The following is a 20,201-nucleotide window of genomic DNA, read 5'->3' as shown; positions in this document are numbered from 1 at the left end:
AGCCAGCGATACCTTTACTGTACAAACATCCAGCAAAATCTTGAAGGCTTGCTTCCAGCCTCGACACTGCTAGCATCCGTCTCTCTCAGTCGCTTCGCACCGCAAAGGATCGCAATGCCAACAACTCCTCTGGATACCCGCTACCAGATCGAGACCCCCGAGGGTATCGACCTGCCCTTGCGCCCTGCGGGGCTTGCGCCAAGGGCATTGGCCTTTGCCTTCGACCTGCTCGTGCGGGGCATGATCCTGGGCGTCCTGCTTGTGCCCATAGGGCTGCTTGGCAACCTTGGGCTCGGCTTGGGCTCGCTGCTGCTGTTCGTGGTCAGCTGGTGGTACATGGTGCTGTTCGAAGTGTTCAACCAGGGCTGCTCACCCGGCAAGCAGGTCATGGGCCTGCGGGTGATACAGGACGACGGCACCCCGGTCGGTTGGTCGGCGTCGCTGATCCGCAACCTGCTGCGCTTTGTCGACATGCTGCCCTTCGGCTACTTCTTCGGCGCCATCAGCTGCCTGCAACATCCGCACTTCAAGCGGCTCGGCGACCTGGCAGCGGGGACGCTGGTGGTCTACCGCGAGCAAGCGTTGGCCCGCCCGCGCCTGCCTCAAGCAGCCGCCCTGCGCCTGCCCTTCGCACTGGAGCTGGGCGAACAGCGAGCCATCCTCGGTTTTGCCGAACGTCAGGCTGAACTGTCTGCCGAGCGGGTCCATGAACTGGCTGCAATTCTCGCCACGCCCTTGCAGGTATCTCCGGCGCGCGCCGTGGAGCAACTCAACGGCGTGGCCCACGGTTTGTTGGGGCCGACATGAAGCAGAGCCTTTTTGAAAGCCGTCACAAAACGCAGTGGCAGATTTTCGCCGAACAGCTGAAACAGTTGGAGCTAGGCAAAGCCACCGAAGTAACCGACTTTCCCTATCAATATCGACGCCTGTGCCAACACCTGGCCCTGGCCCAGGAGCGCGGCTATAGCAGTTACCTGGTGGACCAGCTGCAACAACTGGCGCTGCGCGGCCACCAACAACTGTATCGCCATCGCAGTCAAACCACGGCGAACGTACTGGCTTTTATCCTCGCTGACTTCCCGCGCCTGGTGCGTGAACAATGGCGCTTCGTACTGATCGCCAGCCTGCTGTTCTTCGGTAGCCTGCTGGGCATAGCGTTGTTGGTCTACCTGTTTCCCGACCTGATCTACAGCATCGTCAGCCCGCAACAGGTGGCCGAGATGCAAGCCATGTACGACCCCGCCGCCAGCCGCCTGGGCCGCGCGGCCGAACGTGCCTCCAGCGAAGACTGGATGATGTTTGGCTACTACGTGATGCACAACATCGGCATCGCCTTCCAAACCTTTGCCGCCGGCTTGCTGTTCGGGCTGGGCAGCGTGTTCTTTCTGGTATTCAACGGTTTGATCATCGGGGCCGTCTCCGGGCACCTGACTGAAATCGGCTACGGCCAGACCTTCTGGTCATTCGTGATCGGCCATGGCGCGTTCGAACTCAGCGCCATCGCACTGGCCGGCGCAGCAGGGCTGCAACTGGGCTGGTCGCTGATCGCGCCAGGGCCACTGGCACGTGGCGAATCCCTGCGCCTGGCGGCCCGCAAAAGCGTGCAGATGCTCTGCGGGGTCATGCTGTTGCTGCTGATCGCGGCGTTCATCGAAGCGTACTGGTCATCCAGCACGACCATCGCGCCCTGGATCAAATACCTCGCAGGCAGCGCACTTTGGCTGCTGGTGGCCGCCTACCTGATTTTCGCTGGACGGACTCGCCATGCGCCTGATTGACTCAAGCGTGGTCATCCGCCCCCGCACCTCCTGGGAAGCCATGGACCTCGGCGTACTCATGGCTCGCAAACACCGTGTATTGCTTATGGCCAGCTGGGCTCTGGTCAGCATGCCGGTGTTCATTCTGCTCACTGCACTGCTGTGGCAGTACCCGTCTTACGCCATGTTCCTGTTCTGGTGGCTAAAGCCCGCCTTCGAACGCTTGCCGTTGTACATTCTTTCCAAGGCCCTGTTTGGTGAAACCCCAAGCCTGAAACAGGCCGTTCGCCAGTGGCCTCGCCTGCTCAAGGGGCAACTGTTCGCCAGCCTGACCTGGCGCCGGTTGAGCGTGAGCCGCAGCTTCGTGCTGCCGGTGAGCCAACTCGAAGGTCTTGAGGGCCAAGCGCGTCAACAACGCCTGGGCGTACTGCAACAGCGCAATGCGGGCGCCGCGCGCTGGCTGACGATCATCGGGGTGCACCTGGAAATCGGCCTGTGGTTCGGATGCATGGCGCTGTTCTACTTATTCATCCCGGAGCAGGTCGAACTGGATTGGGACTGGCAGCGGCTGGCACTGGCGACAGGCCCGCAAGGGTTATGGCTGGAACATCTGAGTAATGCCTTCTATGCGCTGGTCCTGGTGTTCTGGGAGCCCATCTATGTCGCGTGCGGTTTCAGCCTGTATCTCAACCGTCGCACCGTCCTGGAAGCGTGGGACCTGGAACTGGTGTTTCGCCGGTTGCGCCAACGCCTGAGCAGTGTCGCGCCGCTGTTGCTGCTGGTCATCGGGCTGACACTGGTGCAACTGAGCCCATCGGCGATGGCGGATGAACCCGTTGACCCAAAGCCCCTAAGCACCCAATCGGCCAGCCAATCGATCAAGGCATTACTGGAAAAACCGCCGTTCAAGAACCCGGAAACCGTCACCCGCTATCGTTTTGGCGAGGAAGAAAAACCCGCAACAGCCCGCAAAACCGACGGCGGCGGTAAGTTACCGGGCTGGCTCCAGCAGTTACTCGACAACCTCAACAGCAACACCTTCAAGCACGCGGCCCAAGGCCTGGAGATACTGCTATGGAGCTTGGTGATTGGCGGGCTGGCCTTGGTGGTGTGGCGCTATCGTGAATGGCTGCGCACGTTTGTCAGCCGCAGACAGCGGCCTCATCCTGAAACCGCGCAACCTGCGCCTGCCCAGTTGTTCGGCTTGGAAGTCGGGGTGGAGACGTTGCCCGACGACATCGCCAGCGTCGCCGAACAGTTATGGCCCAGCCAACCGCGGGAAGCCCTTGGCCTGCTGTATCGCGGCCTGCTCAGCCGGCTGCTGCATGAGTTCAACCTGCCGCTCAAAAGCGCCGACACCGAGGGCCAGGTACTGGAGCGCATTCGTCATTTGCAGCGGCCGCAGTTGCTGACATTCAGTCACGAGTTGACCCTTCACTGGCAAAACCTCGCCTATGGTCACCGCCTGCCGCCCGGTGCCGCCCAGCAAAAACTCTGCAGCGATTGGCGCGCACTCTTCAATGGCGGGGTCGGCCAATGAACCGCCCATTGCTGTGGATAGCCCTGCTGCTGGCTTGCCTGTTGGGAGCGGGCGGCCTGTATGCCTGGCATAAGGCAATTCCCTATGAGGAGGTTGTGGATCACGGCCCGTCGCCGGATGCGCTGGCTAATCCTTATCTCGCGGCCGAGCACTTCCTGCGCCGGCAAGGCTTGGCGGTCGTGCATGCCAACGGGCTTGAGCGGCTTGCCGACCTGCCCGCCACCGGCCGTAGCCTGCTGTTGCTGGGGGAGCGTAGCAACATGACCCCACGCCAGGCCGAACAACTGCTGGCATGGGCAAAAGCCGGGGGGCACCTGCTTCTGGTGGCCGAGGCGTTATGGGATGAAGAGACCGGCAAAAGCGGCGACCTGCTGCTCGATCGTCTCAACCTTCGCCAGGCCTTGAGCGACGACTTCGACGAGCCGGCGCCACCGCGCAAAAAGATCGCGCCGGACCTCACCAAACTGTACGTCGATAATGAAACCGCACCGGCGTATTTCAGTTTTGACACCGACTTCAACCTTACCGACCCCAAGCACCTGGCGCAGTTTTCAGCCAACAGCGCCAAGGCCAGCCACCTGATGCAGCTTGACCTTGGGCTAGGCCGCGTCACGGTGATCACCGACAGCGACCTGTGGAAAACCCCGAGCATCGGCAAACACGACAACGCCTGGCTGCTGTGGTACTTGAACCAGGGCACCGACGTGACCTTGCTGTTCAACAGCGACGCGGACAACCTGTTTACCCTGTTAGTCCGTTATTTCCCCCAGGCCCTCGTCGCGCTCGCTGCGCTGGTAGCCCTGGCGCTCTGGCACGTCGGCATGCGCCAGGGCCCGATCCTGGCGCCCGCGCCCAAGGCACGTCGTCAGCTACAGGAACATTTGCGAGCCAGCGCCGACTTTCTGCTACGCCGCAGCGGCCCGAATGCGCTGCTGCAAGCCTTGCAGCACGACATCCTGCGCACCGCCCGGCGGCGCCACCCCGGTTTTGAACACCTCGACACCGCAGAACAATGGCGGGTGCTGGAACACCTCACCCGACAGCCCTCCCCTATCATTCGCCAGGCACTCGGCGCACCTGCGCAGAAGCGGCTCTCCAGCGCCGACTTCAGCCGACAGGTCGCGTGCCTGCAAACCCTCAGGAATGCCCTATGAGCGACTCTCCAATGGCCACAGGCCTGACCGCAGAAAACTTTCAATACGCCAGCCAACAGGCCCAGGCCCTGCGCGTCGAATTACGCAAGGCGGTGATTGGCCAGGACGCGGTGATTGATGACGTACTCACCGCCTTGATCGCCGGTGGCCACGTGCTGCTCGAGGGCGTACCGGGGCTTGGCAAAACGCTGCTGGTGCGTGCCTTGGCCCGTTGCTTTGGCGGTGATTTCGCACGCATCCAGTTCACGCCGGACCTGATGCCCAGCGATGTCACCGGCCACGCGGTGTATGACCTGCAGACCGAACAGTTCAAGCTGCGCAAGGGGCCGTTATTCACTCACCTGCTACTTGCCGATGAAATCAACCGCGCACCGGCCAAGACCCAGGCCGCGCTGCTCGAAGCCATGCAGGAGCGCCAGGTCACCCTGGAGGGCGAGGCATTGCCCATCGGCACGCCGTTCATGGTGCTGGCCACCCAGAACCCCATCGAGCAGGAGGGCACCTACCCGCTGCCCGAAGCTGAGCTGGATCGATTCATGCTCAAGGTGCGCATGGGCTATCCCGATGCACAACAAGAAGTGGATATGGTGCGCGAAGTGACCCGCTCGTCCAGGGCCGACATGCTCGATGTGCAACCGTTGCGTACCGTGCTGCAAGCCGAAGACGTGGTGCAGATGCAGCAGATCGCCAGCGGCATGCCCCTGGATGAACAGGTCCTCGACTACGCCGTGCGCCTGGCGCGAGCCACGCGCAGCTGGCCGGGCTTGGCCATCGGCGCCGGCCCACGGGCCTCTATCGCCCTGGTTCGCGGCGCCCGCGCCCGGGCGTTGTTGCGCGGCGGCGAATTCGTGACCCCGGATGACGTCAAGGGTTGCGCCCTGGCGGTGCTGCGTCACCGCGTGCGCCTGGCACCGGAACTGGACATCGATGGCCTGGAGGTGGACCAGGTGATCAAGCAGTTGCTCGATCAGATTGCGGCACCCAGGCAGTAGCGCCGGTATGAAACCGACCCGTCTGCTCTTGACCTGGCTGAGTGTATTGGTGGCCCTCAATATCCTGCTGGGCACCGCGATGGCCTTGCAGTTCAAGGTGCCCGACACCTTGCACGCAATCGCCTGGGGCCTGCTGTTGGCCCTGCTGTTGCTGGCGATGCTGGATGCCATACGGTTGCGCCGTCGCCCGTCGCCACGTGTGCGCAGGACGCTGCCCGGCAGCCTGGCGCTGGGGCGCTGGGGAGAAGTGCGCCTGGCACTGGAACACAATTATCCACAGCCCCTGACCGTGCAGGTATTCGATCACGTGCCCGACGGGCTGGTTGTGGATAACCTGCCTCAATCCATCCCGCTGCGCCCCGGCGAGCACGGCGAGTTGGGCTATCGCGTTCGCCCGGTGCGACGCGGGCATTTCAGCTTCAGCCGCTGCGAAATTCACCTGCCCAGTCCGTTGGGGCTGTGGTCGGCGCGGCGTTGGATAGAAGCGCTTGATGCCACTCGCGTGTATCCGGACTTCGCACGTTTATCCGGTGCGCAGTTGCAGGGGGTGGATAACTGGCTGAGCCAACTGGGGGTACGTCAGCACCAGCGGCGCGGGTTGGGCCTGGAGTTTCATCAATTACGCGAGTTTCGCGACGGTGACAGCCTGCGTCAGATCGACTGGAAAGCCACGGCACGACAACGTACGCCGATTGCCCGGGAATATGAGGATGAGCGCGACCAACAGATCGTGTTGATGCTCGATTGCGGCCGGCGCATGCGCAGCCAGGATGACGAGCTGTCCCACTTCGACCACGCGCTTGATGCCTGCCTGTTGCTGAGTTATGTGGCCTTGCGCCAAGGCGATGCAGTGGGGCTGTGTACCTTTGCCAGCGACCAACCGCGTTACCTGGCGCCGGTCAAGGGCAACGGCCAACTGAACGTTTTGCTCAATGCAGTCTATGACTTGGAAAGCACACGCAAAACAGCTGACTACGAGGCCGCCGCCAGCCAATTGCTGGCTCGGCAAAAACGCCGCGCATTGGTGATCGTGGTCACCAACCTGCGCGATGAAGACGATGAAGCACTGATCACTGCCATCAAGCGAATCGATCGACACCATCGGGTACTGGTTGCGAGCTTGCGAGAGGAAGTACTCGACCAACTGCGCCAGGCCCCGGTACAGACCCTACCCGAAGCCTTGGCTTACAGCGGCGCAATTGACTACCTCAACATGCGTAACCAACTGCATGACCGCTTGGGCGCACATGGGCTGTCGGTACTCGATAGCTTGCCGTCGGAGTTGGGCGCCGCGCTGGTGACGCGTTACCTGCGCTGGAAAAAAGCCGGAGTGTTCTGAAGGCAAGCGCACGGCTACGGTGTGCACAACCTCCATAGCCGCCAGCAAAAAATGTTCAGGCGGATGCCTGTAGAGGATCGAAACTGAAGTAATGCAGCAAGGCGCTGATCAGGTGTTCGTACTCTTCGCCCGCCTGGCGCACGCGAAACCCCGAGTCGTAATGCTGGGGATTGACGTCTTCACGGCTCCACAAACAGGTGGCGGTAAGGTCAACCGCCTGGAATTCGCCGTGCGGGCCGGGAATTTTCAAGCGCAGCTCAAAATCTGCGGCGATCATCATCGGCAGATGGCTGATCAGCATCAGCCCGTCTTTGGAAACGTCGCCCAAAAAACCGATCGGTTTGTCCGTGAGCCGGTTGAACACCTGCAGGAAGTAAGGTAGCTGATGCCGTTCGATCCGTCGTTCGATAAACATGGTGAGGTCGCCATCCAATAAAGCCAGTGATTCGGAACGAGCCCATCGCTCGCTCTCCCTGGATATCGGTGTGACAAGACGTGGTTGTCACGAGACAGCTGCCGAATCCAAGCGTTGCATTCTTTTGAATAGAAAACTATAAAAACAGATATTCAAAGAGTAGCCCAAGACTAGCAACAGGCCAGTTATCAAACGACAAATTTCATTACAACGACGCCGGGCGCGGTTGCGCCGCACTCGCGCCGGAGTAATGCCCCAACTGGCGCAGGGTATCAAGCCGGGCACGGGCACGGTAAGCGTACTCGCTTGACGGGTACTGGCTGATGATGAATTGATAGGTTTGCGCTGCATCGACGAACAGTTTCTGCCGTTCCAGGCATTGCCCACGCAGCATCGAAACCTCCGGCTGTACATAACGCCGGGTACGGCTCTCACGGTCGACCTGGGACAACTCCAGGGTAACCCGCGCGCAATCCCCCACCCCATAGGCGCGGTAAGCGTTGTTCAAGTGGTGGTCCATTGACCAGCGGGTGCAGCCGACAACACTGACTGCCAGGGCGGCAACGAGCAAAATTCGCATGGGGGTTCTCCTGTCTTGTGCAGTGTATCGACCCCTCGACGAAAATCTTCAGGGATGTTCGCCTTTTCGTCCGCAGCAAAAACAAGCCGATCATCGATAAGTAGTGCACACGAACAATGACTACAACGAAAGAGCATAGTAGCCTTCCCCAGCGCTTGAACTCAGGAGTCTGTGCATGTCCGTCCGTCGTACCAAAATCGTCGCCACCCTTGGCCCGGCCAGCAACTCGCCGGAAGTCCTCGAACAGCTGATTCTGGCTGGTTTGGACGTTGCCCGTCTGAACTTCTCCCACGGCACCCCGGACGAGCACAAGGCTCGCGCCAAGCTGGTGCGTGACCTGGCCGCCAAACACGGCCGCTTCGTGGCGTTGCTGGGTGACCTGCAAGGCCCGAAGATCCGTATCGCCAAATTCGCCAACAAGCGGATCGAGCTGAAGATCGGTGACAAATTCACTTTCTCCACCAGCCATCCGCTCACCGAAGGCACCCAGGACGTCGTAGGCATCGACTACCCGGACCTGGTCAAGGACTGCGGCGTCGGCGACGAACTGCTGCTGGACGACGGCCGTGTGGTCATGCGCGTCGACACCGCTACCCCGACCGAACTGCATTGCACCGTGATCATCGGCGGCCCGCTGTCCGACCACAAAGGCATCAACCGTCGCGGCGGCGGCCTGACAGCACCGGCCCTGACTGAAAAAGACAAGGCCGACATCAAGCTCGCCGCCGAAATGGAAGTTGACTACCTCGCCGTATCCTTCCCGCGCGACGCCGCCGACATGGAATACGCACGCAAACTGCGCGACGAAGCCGGTGGTACCGCCTGGCTGGTGGCCAAGATCGAACGTGCCGAAGCCGTAGCTGATGACGAAACCCTCGATGGTCTGATCAAGGCTTCCGACGCTGTCATGGTTGCCCGCGGTGACCTGGGCGTTGAAATCGGCGACGCCGAGCTGATCGGCATTCAGAAGAAGATCATCCTGCACGCACGTCGCCACAACAAAGCGGTGATCGTCGCGACCCAGATGATGGAGTCGATGATCCAGAACCCGATGCCGACCCGCGCCGAAGTGTCCGACGTGGCCAACGCCGTGCTCGACTACACCGACGCCGTGATGCTCTCTGCTGAAAGTGCCGCCGGCCCGTACCCGCTGGAGGCCGTCCAGGCCATGGCACGTATCTGCGTCGGCGCTGAAAAGCACCCCACCAGCAAGACCTCCAGCCACCGCATCGGCAAAGTCTTCGAAAGCTGCGACCAGAGCATCGCCCTGGCCGCCATGTACACCGCCAACCACTTTCCCGGCGTCAAAGCGATCATCGCCTTGACCGAGAGCGGCTATACGCCGTTGATCATGTCGCGCATCCGTTCCTCGGTGCCGATCTATGCGTTCTCCCCGCATCGCGAAACCCAGGCCCGCGCGGCCATGTTCCGTGGCGTGTACACCGTACCGTTCGACCCTGCATCGTTGCCGCCTCACGAAGTGAGCCAGGCGGCGATCGACGAGTTGATCAAGCGCGGCGTTGTGGAGAAAGGCGACTGGGTGATCCTGACCAAGGGCGACAGCTATCACACCATCGGCGGCACCAACGGCATGAAGATCCTGCACGTTGGCGACCCAATGGTCTGAGTGACACGCTGAAAAACAAAAGCCCCGCCATGTGAATGGCGGGGCTTTTTTGCATGTTGAATGCTGACAGGTGTGGTGAATGCAATGGCCTCTTAGCGGGCTTGCCCGCGAAGGACCAACCGCTCAATACGCGTTCAGCGCCGGGCAATAAACCCCGACAACGCCGCAATCGCCTCCGGCGACCTCAACCGCTGCACAAACAGCGCCCCCTCCTCCTCGATCACCTGCCGCAACTGCTCACGGTCAACGCTCTTCATCAACTGCTTGGTCACCTGCACCGCCCCCGGCGCAAGGGCCTCAAAGCGCCCGGCCATTTCCCGCGCCCTGGCCAAAGCGGCTTCGCCACTGCCCAGCGCCTCGCTGGCAATGCCCCACTGCGCCGCCTGCGCGCCAGTAAACCCTTCACCCAACAGCAGCAATTCAGCGGCCTTCGCATGCCCCAGCAAGCGCGGCAGGATCAGGCTCGAGCCAAACTCCGGGCACAACCCCAGGTTCACGAACGGCATACGCAACCGCGCATCACGGCTGACATACACCAGATCGCAATGCAGCAACAGTGTCGTGCCGATGCCCACCGCCGGCCCGGCAACGCCGGCGATCACCGGCTTACGGCAGTTGAGCAGGCTGCGCATAAAGTGAAACGGCGGGCTGTCGAGATCGTTGGGCGGTTGTTCGAGGAAGTCGCCGATATCGTTACCGGCGGTAAAACACTCGCTGTTACCTTGGATCAGCACGGCATAGACGTCGGCGTCCGCATCGGCCTGTTCCAGCGCGTGGGCCAATTGCGTGTACATGAGGCGGGTCAGGGCGTTTTTCTTGTCAGGGCGATTGAGCTGCAGGGTCAGCAACCCGCCCTCGCGTTGCAGCAGGATGGCGTCGGTCATGGCGAATCTCGCGGCAGTAGGCGTCAGCGCTCAACCACGGGGCAGGAACACATCGGCCAGCAGTTGATTACGCGGCAGTCCCGCCAGAAACAGGCGTTTGGCGAACGCCTCGACGCTGACGGGATGCCCGCAGAGTAAGGCCTGAGTTTGCCGGGAAACAAGCCGCAGTTGCGCCAATGCCTGGTCCGACTGTGCCGCAGTCCATAATTCCACCGTCACGTTGGCATGGCTCGCGGCCAGGGCCGCCAAGGGCTCGGCCAGGTAATGCTCGTCAGCGTCATGCGCCAGGTGAATCACGCGGATGGCGCCTTGGTGATCCTGGCGCAGCGCCTCGCGCAATACGCCCCACAATGGGCCAAGGCCGGTGCCGGAGGCGAGCAGCCACAGGGGCCGCGCGTGCCAGTCCGGATCGTATTGCAGCGCCCCGCCGCGCAACTCGCCCAGGCGTAGACGATCACCAGCTTTCAACTGTCGAGCCAAACGGCTGAATTCGCCGGGTAAACGGCAATCCAGATGAAACTCCAAATACTCATCTTCCTGAGGCAAGCTCGCCAGGGAATACGGCCGCGCCACGTGCCCCGCCCACAACACCAGGTGCTGCCCGGCCCGGTACCGCAGGCCGCGCTCGGGTTGCAGGCGCAGACGCAGCACCGATGCCGTCAGCCAATCGGCGCCCACCACCTGCGCAGCCAGGCCGTCACGCACAGGGTCAAAGGCTTCGACGCGCAGATCGCCGACGACCTGGCACTGGCACGCCAGGCGCCAGCCGTCCTGGCGCTGCGCCGGGCTTAATGCGTCAGGTTGCCTGTCCTGAACTTCGCCCTGGCAACGTACCAGGCAGGCGTGGCAACTACCGGCGCGGCAACTGTAGGGCACGGCCACCCCCGCCTGGTTCAAGGCGTCGAGCAGGTTGCTGCCGGTGGTTACCGACCAATGGCGTTCGCCGACGTACAGTTCAGGCATAAAAAACTCAATCACAAAGAGGCGCGCACAGGGAATCATGCCTGCGACAGTTTGACCATAGTCGGGTGTATCGGCCACCGCGCCGGGTTATACTGCCGCGCCTTTTTAGCGTCGCGCCTGCACCACTTTGGCGTGCCTTGGAAAGGTGAGCTCAGCCGACCGATGCAGTACTGAGCCCACCTTTATTGAATGTTCCCTTATAGAGGAGCGCGACTCATGACCGTGATCAAACAAGACGACCTGATTCAGAGCGTTGCCGACGCCCTGCAATTCATTTCCTACTACCACCCCGTTGACTTCATCCAGGCGATGCACGAGGCCTATCTGCGCGAAGAATCGCCGGCCGCCCGTGACTCCATGGCCCAGATCCTGATCAACTCGCGCATGTGCGCCACCGGCCACCGCCCGATCTGCCAGGACACCGGTATCGTCACCGTGTTCGTGCGCGTGGGCATGGATGTACGTTGGGATGGCGCCACCATGGGCCTGGACGACATGATCAACGAAGGCGTGCGTCGCGCCTACAACCTGCCGGAAAACGTGCTGCGTGCGTCCATCCTGGCCGACCCGGCAGGCGCGCGTAAAAACACCAAGGACAACACCCCGGCGGTGATTCACTACTCCATCGTTCCGGGTAATACCGTGGAAGTGGACGTGGCCGCCAAGGGCGGCGGTTCCGAAAACAAGTCGAAAATGGCCATGCTCAACCCGTCCGACTCGATCGTCGACTGGGTGCTCAAGACCGTTCCGACCATGGGCGCCGGCTGGTGCCCACCGGGCATGCTCGGCATCGGCATCGGCGGCACCGCCGAGAAAGCCGCGGTGATGGCCAAGGAAGTGTTGATGGAATCCATCGACATCCATGAACTGAAGAAGCGCGGCCCTTCCAACCGTATCGAAGAGATGCGCCTGGAGCTGTTCGAGAAGGTCAACCAACTGGGCATCGGCGCCCAGGGCCTGGGCGGCCTGACCACCGTGCTCGATGTGAAGATCATGGACTACCCGACCCACGCCGCTTCCCTGCCGGTGTGCATGATCCCCAACTGCGCCGCCACCCGTCATGCGCATTTCGTGCTCGACGGTTCGGGCCCGGCATCGCTGGAAGCGCCACCGCTGGACGCCTACCCGGAAATCGTCTGGGAAGCCGGCCCATCGGCCCGTCGCGTCAACCTCGACACCCTGACGCCAGAAGACGTGCAGAGCTGGAAGCCGGGCGAAACGGTGTTGCTCAACGGCAAGATGCTCACCGGTCGCGACGCGGCGCACAAGCGCATGGTCGAGATGCTGAACAAGGGCGAAACCCTGCCGGTGGACCTCAAGGGCCGCTTCATCTATTACGTCGGCCCGGTTGATCCGGTGCGCGAAGAAGTGGTTGGCCCGGCCGGCCCGACCACCGCGACGCGGATGGACAAGTTCACCCGTCAGATCCTCGAGCAAACCGGCCTGTTGGGCATGATCGGCAAATCCGAGCGCGGCCCGACCGCCATCGAAGCGATCAAGGACCACAAGGCCGTGTACCTGATGGCCGTCGGCGGCGCCGCTTACCTGGTGGCACAAGCCATCAAGAAATCGCGCGTTGTCGCTTTCGCCGAACTGGGCATGGAAGCGATCTACGAGTTCGACGTAAAAGACATGCCGGTCACCGTCGCGGTGGACAGCAAGGGCGAATCCGTCCACATCACCGGGCCTGCCATCTGGCAGAAGAAGATCAGCGAGAGCCTGGCGGTGGAAGTGCAGTAAGCGCCTCCCCTCAAAGATAAAGGCGACTGCGGCCCCACGGCCAAGTCGCCTTTTTTATTGTGGCGAGGGAGCTTGCTCCCGCTGGAGTGCGAAGCGCTCCCAAGATTTTGAGGGCCGCCGCGCAGCCCAACGGGAGCAAGCTCCCTTGCCACAAATCACAGTCCCGCTCGTGCTATGGTGCCGCAGTAAGCGCCTCCCCTTAAGGATAAAGGCGACTGCGGCCCCACAGCCAAGTCGCCTTTTTTATTGTGGCGAGGGAGCTTGCTCCCGCTGGAGTGCGGAGCGCTCCCAAGATTTTGAAGGCCGCCGCGCAGCCCAACGGGAGCAAGCTCCCTTGCCACAAATCGCAGTCCCGCTCGTGCTATGGTGCACTCCCTTACCGTGTCTGCTCATATCCGTATGATCGCGATCCCCCGCCCCCTGCGCCTGACCTTCTATTCACTGCTGATCATCGCCGGTGCCGTGCTGGCCGCTGCCCTGGCCATGCGCCATGCCGAACGCCAGACCCTGGCGGACGATGCCGCCCGCGCCAATCAACAGCTCGCGCTGTATGCCAACTCGCTGCACACCCTGATTGAACGCTACCGCGCCCTGCCCGCCGTGCTGGCCCTGGACTCGGAGATGATCAACGCCTTGAAAGGCCCGCTGGATGCCACCACCCAGGACCTGCTCAACCGCAAGCTGGAACGCATCAACAGCGCCGCACAGTCTTCCACCCTGGAATTGATGGACCGCACGGGCCTGGCCGTGGCCGCCAGCAACTGGAACCTGCCCAGCAGTTACGTGGGGCACAACTACGCGTTCCGACCGTATTTCAGCCAGACCTTGAGCCAGGGCGCCGGGCGCTTTTATGCCGTGGGGGTGACCACCGGCATCCCGGGTTATTTTCTTTCCAGCGCGGTGGTCGACGAACACGAGCAGTTCCTCGGCGCCATGGTGGTCAAACTGGAATTCCCCGAACTTGAACGTGAGTGGGCCCAGGGGAACGACCTGCTGTTGGTCAGCGATGCGCGCGCAATTGTATTTATCGCTAATCAGCCGGGCTGGCGCTACCGCAACTTGCGTGCGCTGTCGGCCAGCGACCTGGCCGAACTCAAGGCCACCCGCCAATACGACAAGAAGCAACTGCAGCCGCTGGAGACCCGCACCTTGCAGCGCTTCGACGACAACAGCCACCTGATGCGCGTCAATGGCCCCGACGGCAGCGCCAACTACATTTGGGAGTCGCTGCCGCTTAAAGCCGAAGGCTGGACCCTGCACCTGCTGCGCAAACCCCAGTTCCCGTTTGAAGACCAGCGCAACGCCGGCCTCGCCGCCGCCGGGTCGTGGCTGGCACTGGTGTTTCTCGTGCTGTTCCTGAGCCAGCGCTGGCGCCTGGCGCGGTTGCGTCAACGCAGCCGCGAAGAGCTTGAGCAATTGGTAGAGGAACGCACCCAGGCCCTGCGCACCGCCCAGGATGGCCTGGTGCAGTCGGCCAAGCTGGCGGCACTGGGGCAGATGTCGGCCGCCCTCGCCCATGAAATCAACCAACCGCTGACCGCTCAGCGCATGCAATTGGCGACGCTGCGGCTATTGCTCGACCACGGCCGCGTGGACGATGCCTACCAGGCACTTACGCCGCTGGATGACATGCTCACACGCATGGCCGCGCTGACCGGCCACCTCAAGACCTTCGCCCGTAAAAGCCCCAGCGGCCTGCGCGAACGCCTCGACCTGGCCACCGTCGTCGACCAGTCCCTTCACCTGCTCGACGCACGCCTGCGCGATGAAGCGATCAGCACGGTGCTGGACGTGACGCGCCCCGCCTGGGTACGTGGCGACGCGATTCGCCTGGAGCAGGTGTTGATCAACCTGCTGCGCAACGCCCTGGACGCCATGGCCGACAAGCCGCGCAAACACCTGGAAATCCGTCTGCACGCCGACCAGCAGCTTTGGCGGTTAAGCGTCAGCGACAGCGGCGGCGGGATTGCCGAAGAACACTTGAACAACGTATTCGACCCCTTCTTCACCACCAAGCCGGTGGGCGACGGGCTCGGCTTGGGGCTGGCCGTGTCCTACGCTATCGTGCATGAACTGGGCGGTCGCCTGACCGCCGGCAACCGTGGCGACGGCGCGGTATTTACCCTGACCTTGCCTGTCGCGCTGGAGACGCCCGACCTATGTTGAACGCGGTGATTGTGGTTGATGACGAAGCCAGCATTCGTACGGCCGTCGAACAATGGTTGAGCCTGTCGGGGTTTGCGGTGCAGCTGTTCGGCCGTGCCGAAGAATGCCTGGCGCAGTTGCCCAGGGACTTTCCCGGCGTGATCCTGAGCGACGTACGCATGCCCGGCCTCAACGGCCTGGAGCTGCTGGCCGAAGTGCAGCGTCGCGATGCCGACTTGCCGGTCATCCTGCTCACCGGCCACGGCGACGTGCCGATGGCCGTCGAAGCCATGCGCGACGGCGCCTACGACTTCCTGGAAAAACCGTTCAGCCCGGACGCCCTGCTCAATAGCCTGCGCCGAGCGCTGGATAAACGCGGGCTGATCCTGGAAAACCGCCGCTTGCACCTGCAAGCCGATCATCGCGCCCAGCTGGAATCCAGCCTGCTCGGCGTGTCCAAGAGCCTGCAGAACCTGCGGCGCCAAGTGCTGGACCTGGCGACGCTGCCGGTCAACGTGTTGATCCGGGGTGAGACCGGCAGCGGCAAAGAGCTGGTTGCACGCTGCCTGCATGATTTCGGCCTGCGGGCGAAAAAGCCTTTTGTCGCGCTCAATTGTGCAGCGATCCCCGAGCAACTGTTTGAGGCCGAACTGTTCGGCCATGAAAGCGGCGCGTTCACCGGCGCCCAGAGCAAGCGTGTCGGCAAACTCGAGTATGCCCACGGCGGCACGTTGTTCCTCGATGAAATCGAAAGCATGCCCTTGGCCCAGCAGGTAAAACTGCTGCGCGTGTTGCAGGAACAGAAACTGGAGCGCCTGGGTTCCAATCAAAGCATTCATGTGGATTTGCGCATCATCGCCGCCACCAAGCCGGATCTGTTGGAAGAGGCCCGCGCCGGGCGTTTTCGCGAGGACCTGGCCTATCGTCTCAACGTCGCGCAACTGCGCCTGCCACCGCTGCGCGAGCGGCGCGAAGATATCCCGCTGTTGTATGAGCACTTTGCCCAGGACGCCGCTCAGCGGTTGGGGCGCACTGCCGAACCTCTAAGCGGCCCGGCGCTGGGGCGTCTGCTCAGTCATGACTGGCCAGGCAACGTGCGCGAATTGGCTAACGCTGCCGAGCGCCAGGTGCTGGGCCTTGGCGAGCCGGAACCGGAGGGCATCGAGGCCGGGCAATCGTTGGCGGCGCAGCAGGAAGCCTTCGAGGCGCACTGCCTGAAAGCCGCGCTGAGCCGGCATAAAGGCGATATCAAGGCGGTGCTGGCGGAACTGCAACTGCCGCGCCGCACCCTCAATGAAAAGATGCAGCGGCATGGGTTGGTGAGAGAGATGTTCCTCTGAGTTCAAGGCAGTGTGGCCTTGAAGGTGTCATCACAGGCATAAGCGGATTTCCGCTCACCTCCATCAAATCATCAGCAACATTCCGCTCAAAAAAAACCTGTAACCCGTCTAAATCGGGCCTTCATCTACCTGGCACAGCTCCTGCTATAGCCAGAACAGGCTGCGCACGCGCCGCTCCATAAAAACAACTAGATGAAGGATCCTTCAATGGATAACTCCAATACCTTGCCTGTGGGGTCGGCGGCTGCGCCGGCGAAAGAACGCACCACCTCCAGCCGGATCAGGTCGATCTTCAGCGGCTCCGTCGGCAACATGGTCGAGTGGTATGACTGGTACGTGTATGCCGCGTTTTCACTGTACTTTGCCAAAACCTTCTTCCCCAAAGGCGACACCACCGCCCAATTACTCAACACCGCCGCGATCTTCGCCGTGGGCTTTCTGATGCGCCCTATCGGCGGTTGGTTGATGGGCCTGTACGCCGACAAAGTCGGGCGTAAAAAAGCCCTGATGGCCTCGGTCTACCTGATGTGCTTCGGCTCGCTGCTGATTGCCCTGAGCCCAAGCTATGAACTCATCGGTATCGGGGCGCCAATCCTGCTGGTGTTTGCCCGTTTACTGCAGGGGCTGTCGGTGGGCGGCGAATACGGCACCTCCGCCACGTACCTCAGCGAGATGGCGACCAAGGAACGCCGTGGTTTCTATTCCAGCTTCCAGTACGTCACCCTGATCTCCGGCCAGCTCATTGCCCTGGCAGTGCTGATCGTCCTGCAGCAAACGCTGACCACCGAACAACTGTATGCCTGGGGCTGGCGTATCCCGTTCGCCATCGGCGCATTGTGTGCAGTGGTTGCGCTGTACTTGCGTCGCGGCATGGAAGAAACCGAATCGTTCACCAAAAAGGAAAAAGCCAAGGAAAGCGCGATGCGCACCTTGATGCGCCACCCCAAGGAACTGCTTACCGTTGTCGGCCTGACCATGGGCGGTACTCTGGCGTTCTACACCTACACCACCTACATGCAGAAATACCTGGTGAACACCGTCGGCATGAGCATCTCCGACTCCACCACCATCTCGGCGGCGACGCTGTTTCTGTTCATGTGCCTGCAACCGCTGGTGGGCGGCCTGTCGGACAAGATTGGTCGCCGGCCGATCCTGATCGCCTTCGGCGTGCTCGGTACACTGTTCACCGTGCCTATCCTCACCACCTTGCACACCATCCAGACCTGGTGGGGCGCGTTCTTCCTGATCATGGCGGCGCTGATCATCGTCAGCGGCTACACCTCCATCAACGCGGTAGTGAAAGCCGAACTGTTCCCCACCGAAATCCGCGCCCTGGGCGTGGGCCTGCCGTACGCCCTGACCGTGTCGATCTTCGGCGGTACCGCTGAATACATCGCGCTGTGGTTCAAAAGCATCGGCATGGAAACCGGCTACTACTGGTACGTCACCGCGTGCATCGCGGTGTCGCTGATGGTCTACGTGACGATGCGGGACACCCGCAAGCATTCGCGGATTACTACAGACTAAGCACCGACAGGCCAGGCACCAACGCCGATTTGATTGATGCTGTTTGCGCAGGCAGACACATCGAACAAATCGGCGTTTTTTTGTGCGCGGTATCTGTACTCGCCGTGCATTCCAACCGGCGTCCGGCCGCTATATACGTATCGTCGCGCAGCTGTCCGGGCCTTCTAGAATCGCGGTTTCAACTGCCGCGCCCCAAGGAAGAAGCCCCCATGACCACCAACAATCCGCTGCTGTTGCCTTATAAGCTACCGCCGTTCTCGGCGATACGCGCAGAACACCTGGTGCCCGCCATCCAGGCGATCATCGAGGACAATCAGATCGCCATTCCCTCGATCATCAGCAGCCAGACGCCCTTTCCAACCTGGGACGATCTGGTGCTGGCCATGGATGAACTGAACGCACGCCTGGAAGACACCCTCGGCGTCATCGAGCTTTTGGGGTCCACCCAGAGCGAGCCGCATTGGCAGGCGGCAATCGCCCGCTGTCAGGCCCTGGCGGAACGCTACCACTCTGGGTCCACCCACACTCATGCGTTGTACACACTGTACCGGCGGCTCGCCGGCAGCCCGATCGCCGCGCTGTTCGACGCTCAACGTCAAACGACCCTGCGCAAAGTGCTGCGCGAGTTCCACCTGGCCGGTATCGATCTATCGCTCGAGCAGCAGTTGCAGTTAAAAGCGCTGAACCTGCAACTGGACGGATGGCAGCGCGAGTACCTGGAGCGCGTGGAAAACGCCGACAAGGCATGGAGCAAACCGATTGAAGACCGCGCACTGTTAAGCGGCCTGCGCGACGACACGGTGGAGTCAATGCGGGAGGCGGCTCAAGCGCGTGGTCTGCCGGGCTGGCTGCTGACCCTCAGTGAAGAAACCTATCGAGAGGTCGTGACCTACGCCGACAATCGCAGCCTGCGCCAGGACATCATGACGGCCTATTACAGCCGCGCGTCAGACAACGAACCGGTGCTGGCGGCACTGCTCGACGTGCGTCAACAAAAAGCCCGATTGCTGGGCTACCCCAACTATGCCCAGTTGGCGCTGGTAGGCCAGATGGCGGACACCACCGAACAGGTCGTCACTTTTTTGCACCAGCAGGTTGAACAGTCGCGAAGCGCTTTTGCCCAGGATGCCGAGCAGTTGGCACAGTACGCAGCGCAACGGGGCATCACCGAGGTGCAGGCTTGGGACGCGGACTATTTCGCAGAAAAAATTCGCCAGGACACGGCAGGTATTTCCCAAACGGCACTGCGTGAGTACTTCCCATGGGAGGCGGTATTACAACGCTTGCGCACGCTGGCCAAGACCTTGTTCGGCGTTGAGCTGGTAGAGCAACCCACTGCCGACACCTGGCACACGGATGTGCGCACATTCGAGCTCAGGGAATACGCACAGCCGATCGGGCACTTGTTTATCGACCCTTACCGCCGCGAGGGAAAGTCGGGGCCAGGCTCCACCGTCGGCTTGCGCAATCGCCGAATCACCGCCGAAGGCCGACCCCACATGCCCATCGCGGTGCTGAATATGGCGTTGCCCGCGCCCACCCGAACTCAGCCCTGCCTGCTCGACCACTTGCAGTTGAGAATCTTGCTGCATGAGTTCGGCCACTGCTTGCAACACCTGTTAACCGCGGCACCGTACCGGATCATTTCGGGCGTCGGTGAGATGGGCCATGACACGGGTGAATTCGTCAGTCAGGTGTTCGAACAGTTCTGCTTTGAGCCGTCATTTCTGATCTGGCTGTCAGGCCATTTCAACACCGGGCAAGCGTTGCCGGACGCATTCGCCGAGCGGATTGCCCGGTACATCCACACTCAATCGAGCTGGGAAACCGCCAACGTGTTGCTCATGGCTCTGGTCGACTTCGAGCTGCATCGAACCTATGGCGACGGCCGTACGCCCATTAAAGTGTTCACCGCCGCCAATGCGAAAGTCGGGCTGCTTCAATGGCCCAAAGGCGCCCGGCCGATCCACCGCTTCGAACAACTGGCCGGGGACTATGGCGCCAGTGCCTATTCCTATAAATGGTCCGGTGTGCTTGCCACGCAGGCGTTTGCCCGGTTTAAACGTGACGGCCTGTTCAACCGCGCCACCGCAAAGGCCTTCCGTGAGGCATTCATTACCGGCGGGGATGAGCGTTCGCTGACGAGTTCACTGGCCATTTTTCTCGCTGACCAGCCTACAACGCCGGCCTGAGCGATC

At 61.8% G+C, this 20,201-nt stretch carries 16 protein-coding genes; 12 read left to right on the top strand and 4 right to left on the bottom strand.

Annotated features, from left to right (window positions below; all coding sequences use genetic code 11):
• Positions 1-114 precede the first annotated feature (114 nt).
• The 6 genes from Q1V60_RS18300 to Q1V60_RS18275 are packed head-to-tail and all read left to right on the top strand — an operon-like array spanning position 115 to position 6,782.
• The gene (locus Q1V60_RS18300) at positions 115-807 is read left to right on the top strand and encodes an RDD family protein (RefSeq protein ID WP_300633168.1); all 693 of its coding nucleotides are present in this window, start codon (positions 115-117) and stop codon (positions 805-807) included.
• Positions 804-1,778, top strand: coding sequence for a stage II sporulation protein M (locus tag Q1V60_RS18295; RefSeq protein ID WP_300633166.1), 975 nt, complete (start codon positions 804-806; stop codon positions 1,776-1,778). The genes Q1V60_RS18300 and Q1V60_RS18295 overlap by 4 nt, the downstream gene beginning before the upstream one ends.
• Positions 1,765-3,297, top strand: a complete 1,533-nt coding sequence (locus Q1V60_RS18290) for a DUF4129 domain-containing protein (protein ID WP_300633164.1) — start codon at positions 1,765-1,767, stop codon at positions 3,295-3,297. The genes Q1V60_RS18295 and Q1V60_RS18290 overlap by 14 nt, the downstream gene beginning before the upstream one ends.
• Positions 3,294-4,451: a DUF4350 domain-containing protein gene (locus Q1V60_RS18285; protein ID WP_300633162.1), complete on the top strand. Its 1,158-nt coding sequence runs from the start codon at positions 3,294-3,296 to the stop codon at positions 4,449-4,451. The genes Q1V60_RS18290 and Q1V60_RS18285 overlap by 4 nt, the downstream gene beginning before the upstream one ends.
• Positions 4,448-5,443, top strand: coding sequence for a MoxR family ATPase (locus tag Q1V60_RS18280; protein ID WP_300633161.1), 996 nt, complete (start codon positions 4,448-4,450; stop codon positions 5,441-5,443). Before Q1V60_RS18285 ends, Q1V60_RS18280 begins: the two co-directional genes overlap by 4 nt.
• Before the next feature lie 7 nt (positions 5,444-5,450).
• Positions 5,451-6,782, top strand: a complete 1,332-nt coding sequence (locus Q1V60_RS18275) for a DUF58 domain-containing protein (RefSeq protein ID WP_300633160.1) — start codon at positions 5,451-5,453, stop codon at positions 6,780-6,782.
• 55 nt (positions 6,783-6,837) lie between these two features.
• Here Q1V60_RS18275 and Q1V60_RS18270 read toward each other — a convergent pair whose 3' ends face one another.
• Together Q1V60_RS18270 and Q1V60_RS18265 are read right to left on the bottom strand one after the other, a co-directional pair.
• Positions 6,838-7,197 (bottom strand): PilZ domain-containing protein, encoded by a 360-nt coding sequence (locus Q1V60_RS18270; protein WP_300633158.1) that lies wholly within the window; start codon positions 7,195-7,197, stop codon positions 6,838-6,840.
• Positions 7,198-7,402: 205 nt separating this feature from the next.
• Positions 7,403-7,777, bottom strand: a complete 375-nt coding sequence (locus tag Q1V60_RS18265; protein WP_057723866.1) for a hypothetical protein — start codon at positions 7,775-7,777, stop codon at positions 7,403-7,405.
• Between the two features lie 175 nt (positions 7,778-7,952).
• Between Q1V60_RS18265 and pyk the strand changes: the two genes are divergently transcribed.
• Entirely contained in the window at positions 7,953-9,404 is a 1,452-nt protein-coding gene (gene pyk, locus Q1V60_RS18260; protein WP_300633156.1) for a pyruvate kinase, read from the top strand.
• A 134-nt stretch (positions 9,405-9,538) separates the two neighbouring features.
• On the opposite strand, the gene Q1V60_RS18255 is transcribed toward pyk, so the two are convergent.
• Together Q1V60_RS18255 and Q1V60_RS18250 are read right to left on the bottom strand one after the other, a co-directional pair.
• Positions 9,539-10,288 (bottom strand): enoyl-CoA hydratase, encoded by a 750-nt coding sequence (locus Q1V60_RS18255; protein WP_300633154.1) that lies wholly within the window; start codon positions 10,286-10,288, stop codon positions 9,539-9,541.
• Positions 10,289-10,318: 30 nt separating this feature from the next.
• A complete protein-coding gene (locus tag Q1V60_RS18250) occupies positions 10,319-11,251 on the bottom strand; it encodes an iron-sulfur-binding ferredoxin reductase (RefSeq protein ID WP_300633152.1) in 933 nt (310 codons plus the stop codon).
• A 216-nt stretch (positions 11,252-11,467) separates the two neighbouring features.
• Between Q1V60_RS18250 and Q1V60_RS18245 the strand changes: the two genes are divergently transcribed.
• The 5 genes from Q1V60_RS18245 to Q1V60_RS18225 all read left to right on the top strand — a co-directional run bounded on the left by Q1V60_RS18245 (position 11,468) and on the right by Q1V60_RS18225 (position 20,195).
• Complete coding sequence (locus Q1V60_RS18245; RefSeq protein ID WP_057960547.1) at positions 11,468-12,991, top strand: fumarate hydratase; 1,524 nt, start codon at positions 11,468-11,470, stop codon at positions 12,989-12,991.
• 399 nt (positions 12,992-13,390) lie between these two features.
• Complete coding sequence (locus Q1V60_RS18240; RefSeq protein WP_300633254.1) at positions 13,391-15,157, top strand: ATP-binding protein; 1,767 nt, start codon at positions 13,391-13,393, stop codon at positions 15,155-15,157.
• A complete protein-coding gene (locus tag Q1V60_RS18235) occupies positions 15,151-16,476 on the top strand; it encodes a sigma-54 dependent transcriptional regulator (protein WP_300633148.1) in 1,326 nt (441 codons plus the stop codon). Before Q1V60_RS18240 ends, Q1V60_RS18235 begins: the two co-directional genes overlap by 7 nt.
• A 207-nt stretch (positions 16,477-16,683) precedes the next feature.
• The gene (locus Q1V60_RS18230) at positions 16,684-18,003 is read left to right on the top strand and encodes an MFS transporter (protein ID WP_300633146.1); all 1,320 of its coding nucleotides are present in this window, start codon (positions 16,684-16,686) and stop codon (positions 18,001-18,003) included.
• A gap of 209 nt (positions 18,004-18,212) precedes the next feature.
• Positions 18,213-20,195 carry a M3 family metallopeptidase gene (locus tag Q1V60_RS18225; protein WP_300633144.1) on the top strand — a complete coding sequence of 661 codons (1,983 nt, stop codon included), beginning with the start codon at positions 18,213-18,215 and terminating at the stop codon, positions 20,193-20,195.
• Positions 20,196-20,201: the final 6 nt, after the last annotated feature.

This window comes from Pseudomonas sp. (genome assembly GCF_030147005.1).
In the GTDB taxonomy this organism is placed as follows: Bacteria; Pseudomonadota; Gammaproteobacteria; order Pseudomonadales; family Pseudomonadaceae; genus Aquipseudomonas.
The sequence above is the reverse complement of the archived record's forward strand: the minus strand, read 5'-3'. Positions and strand labels throughout refer to the sequence as shown.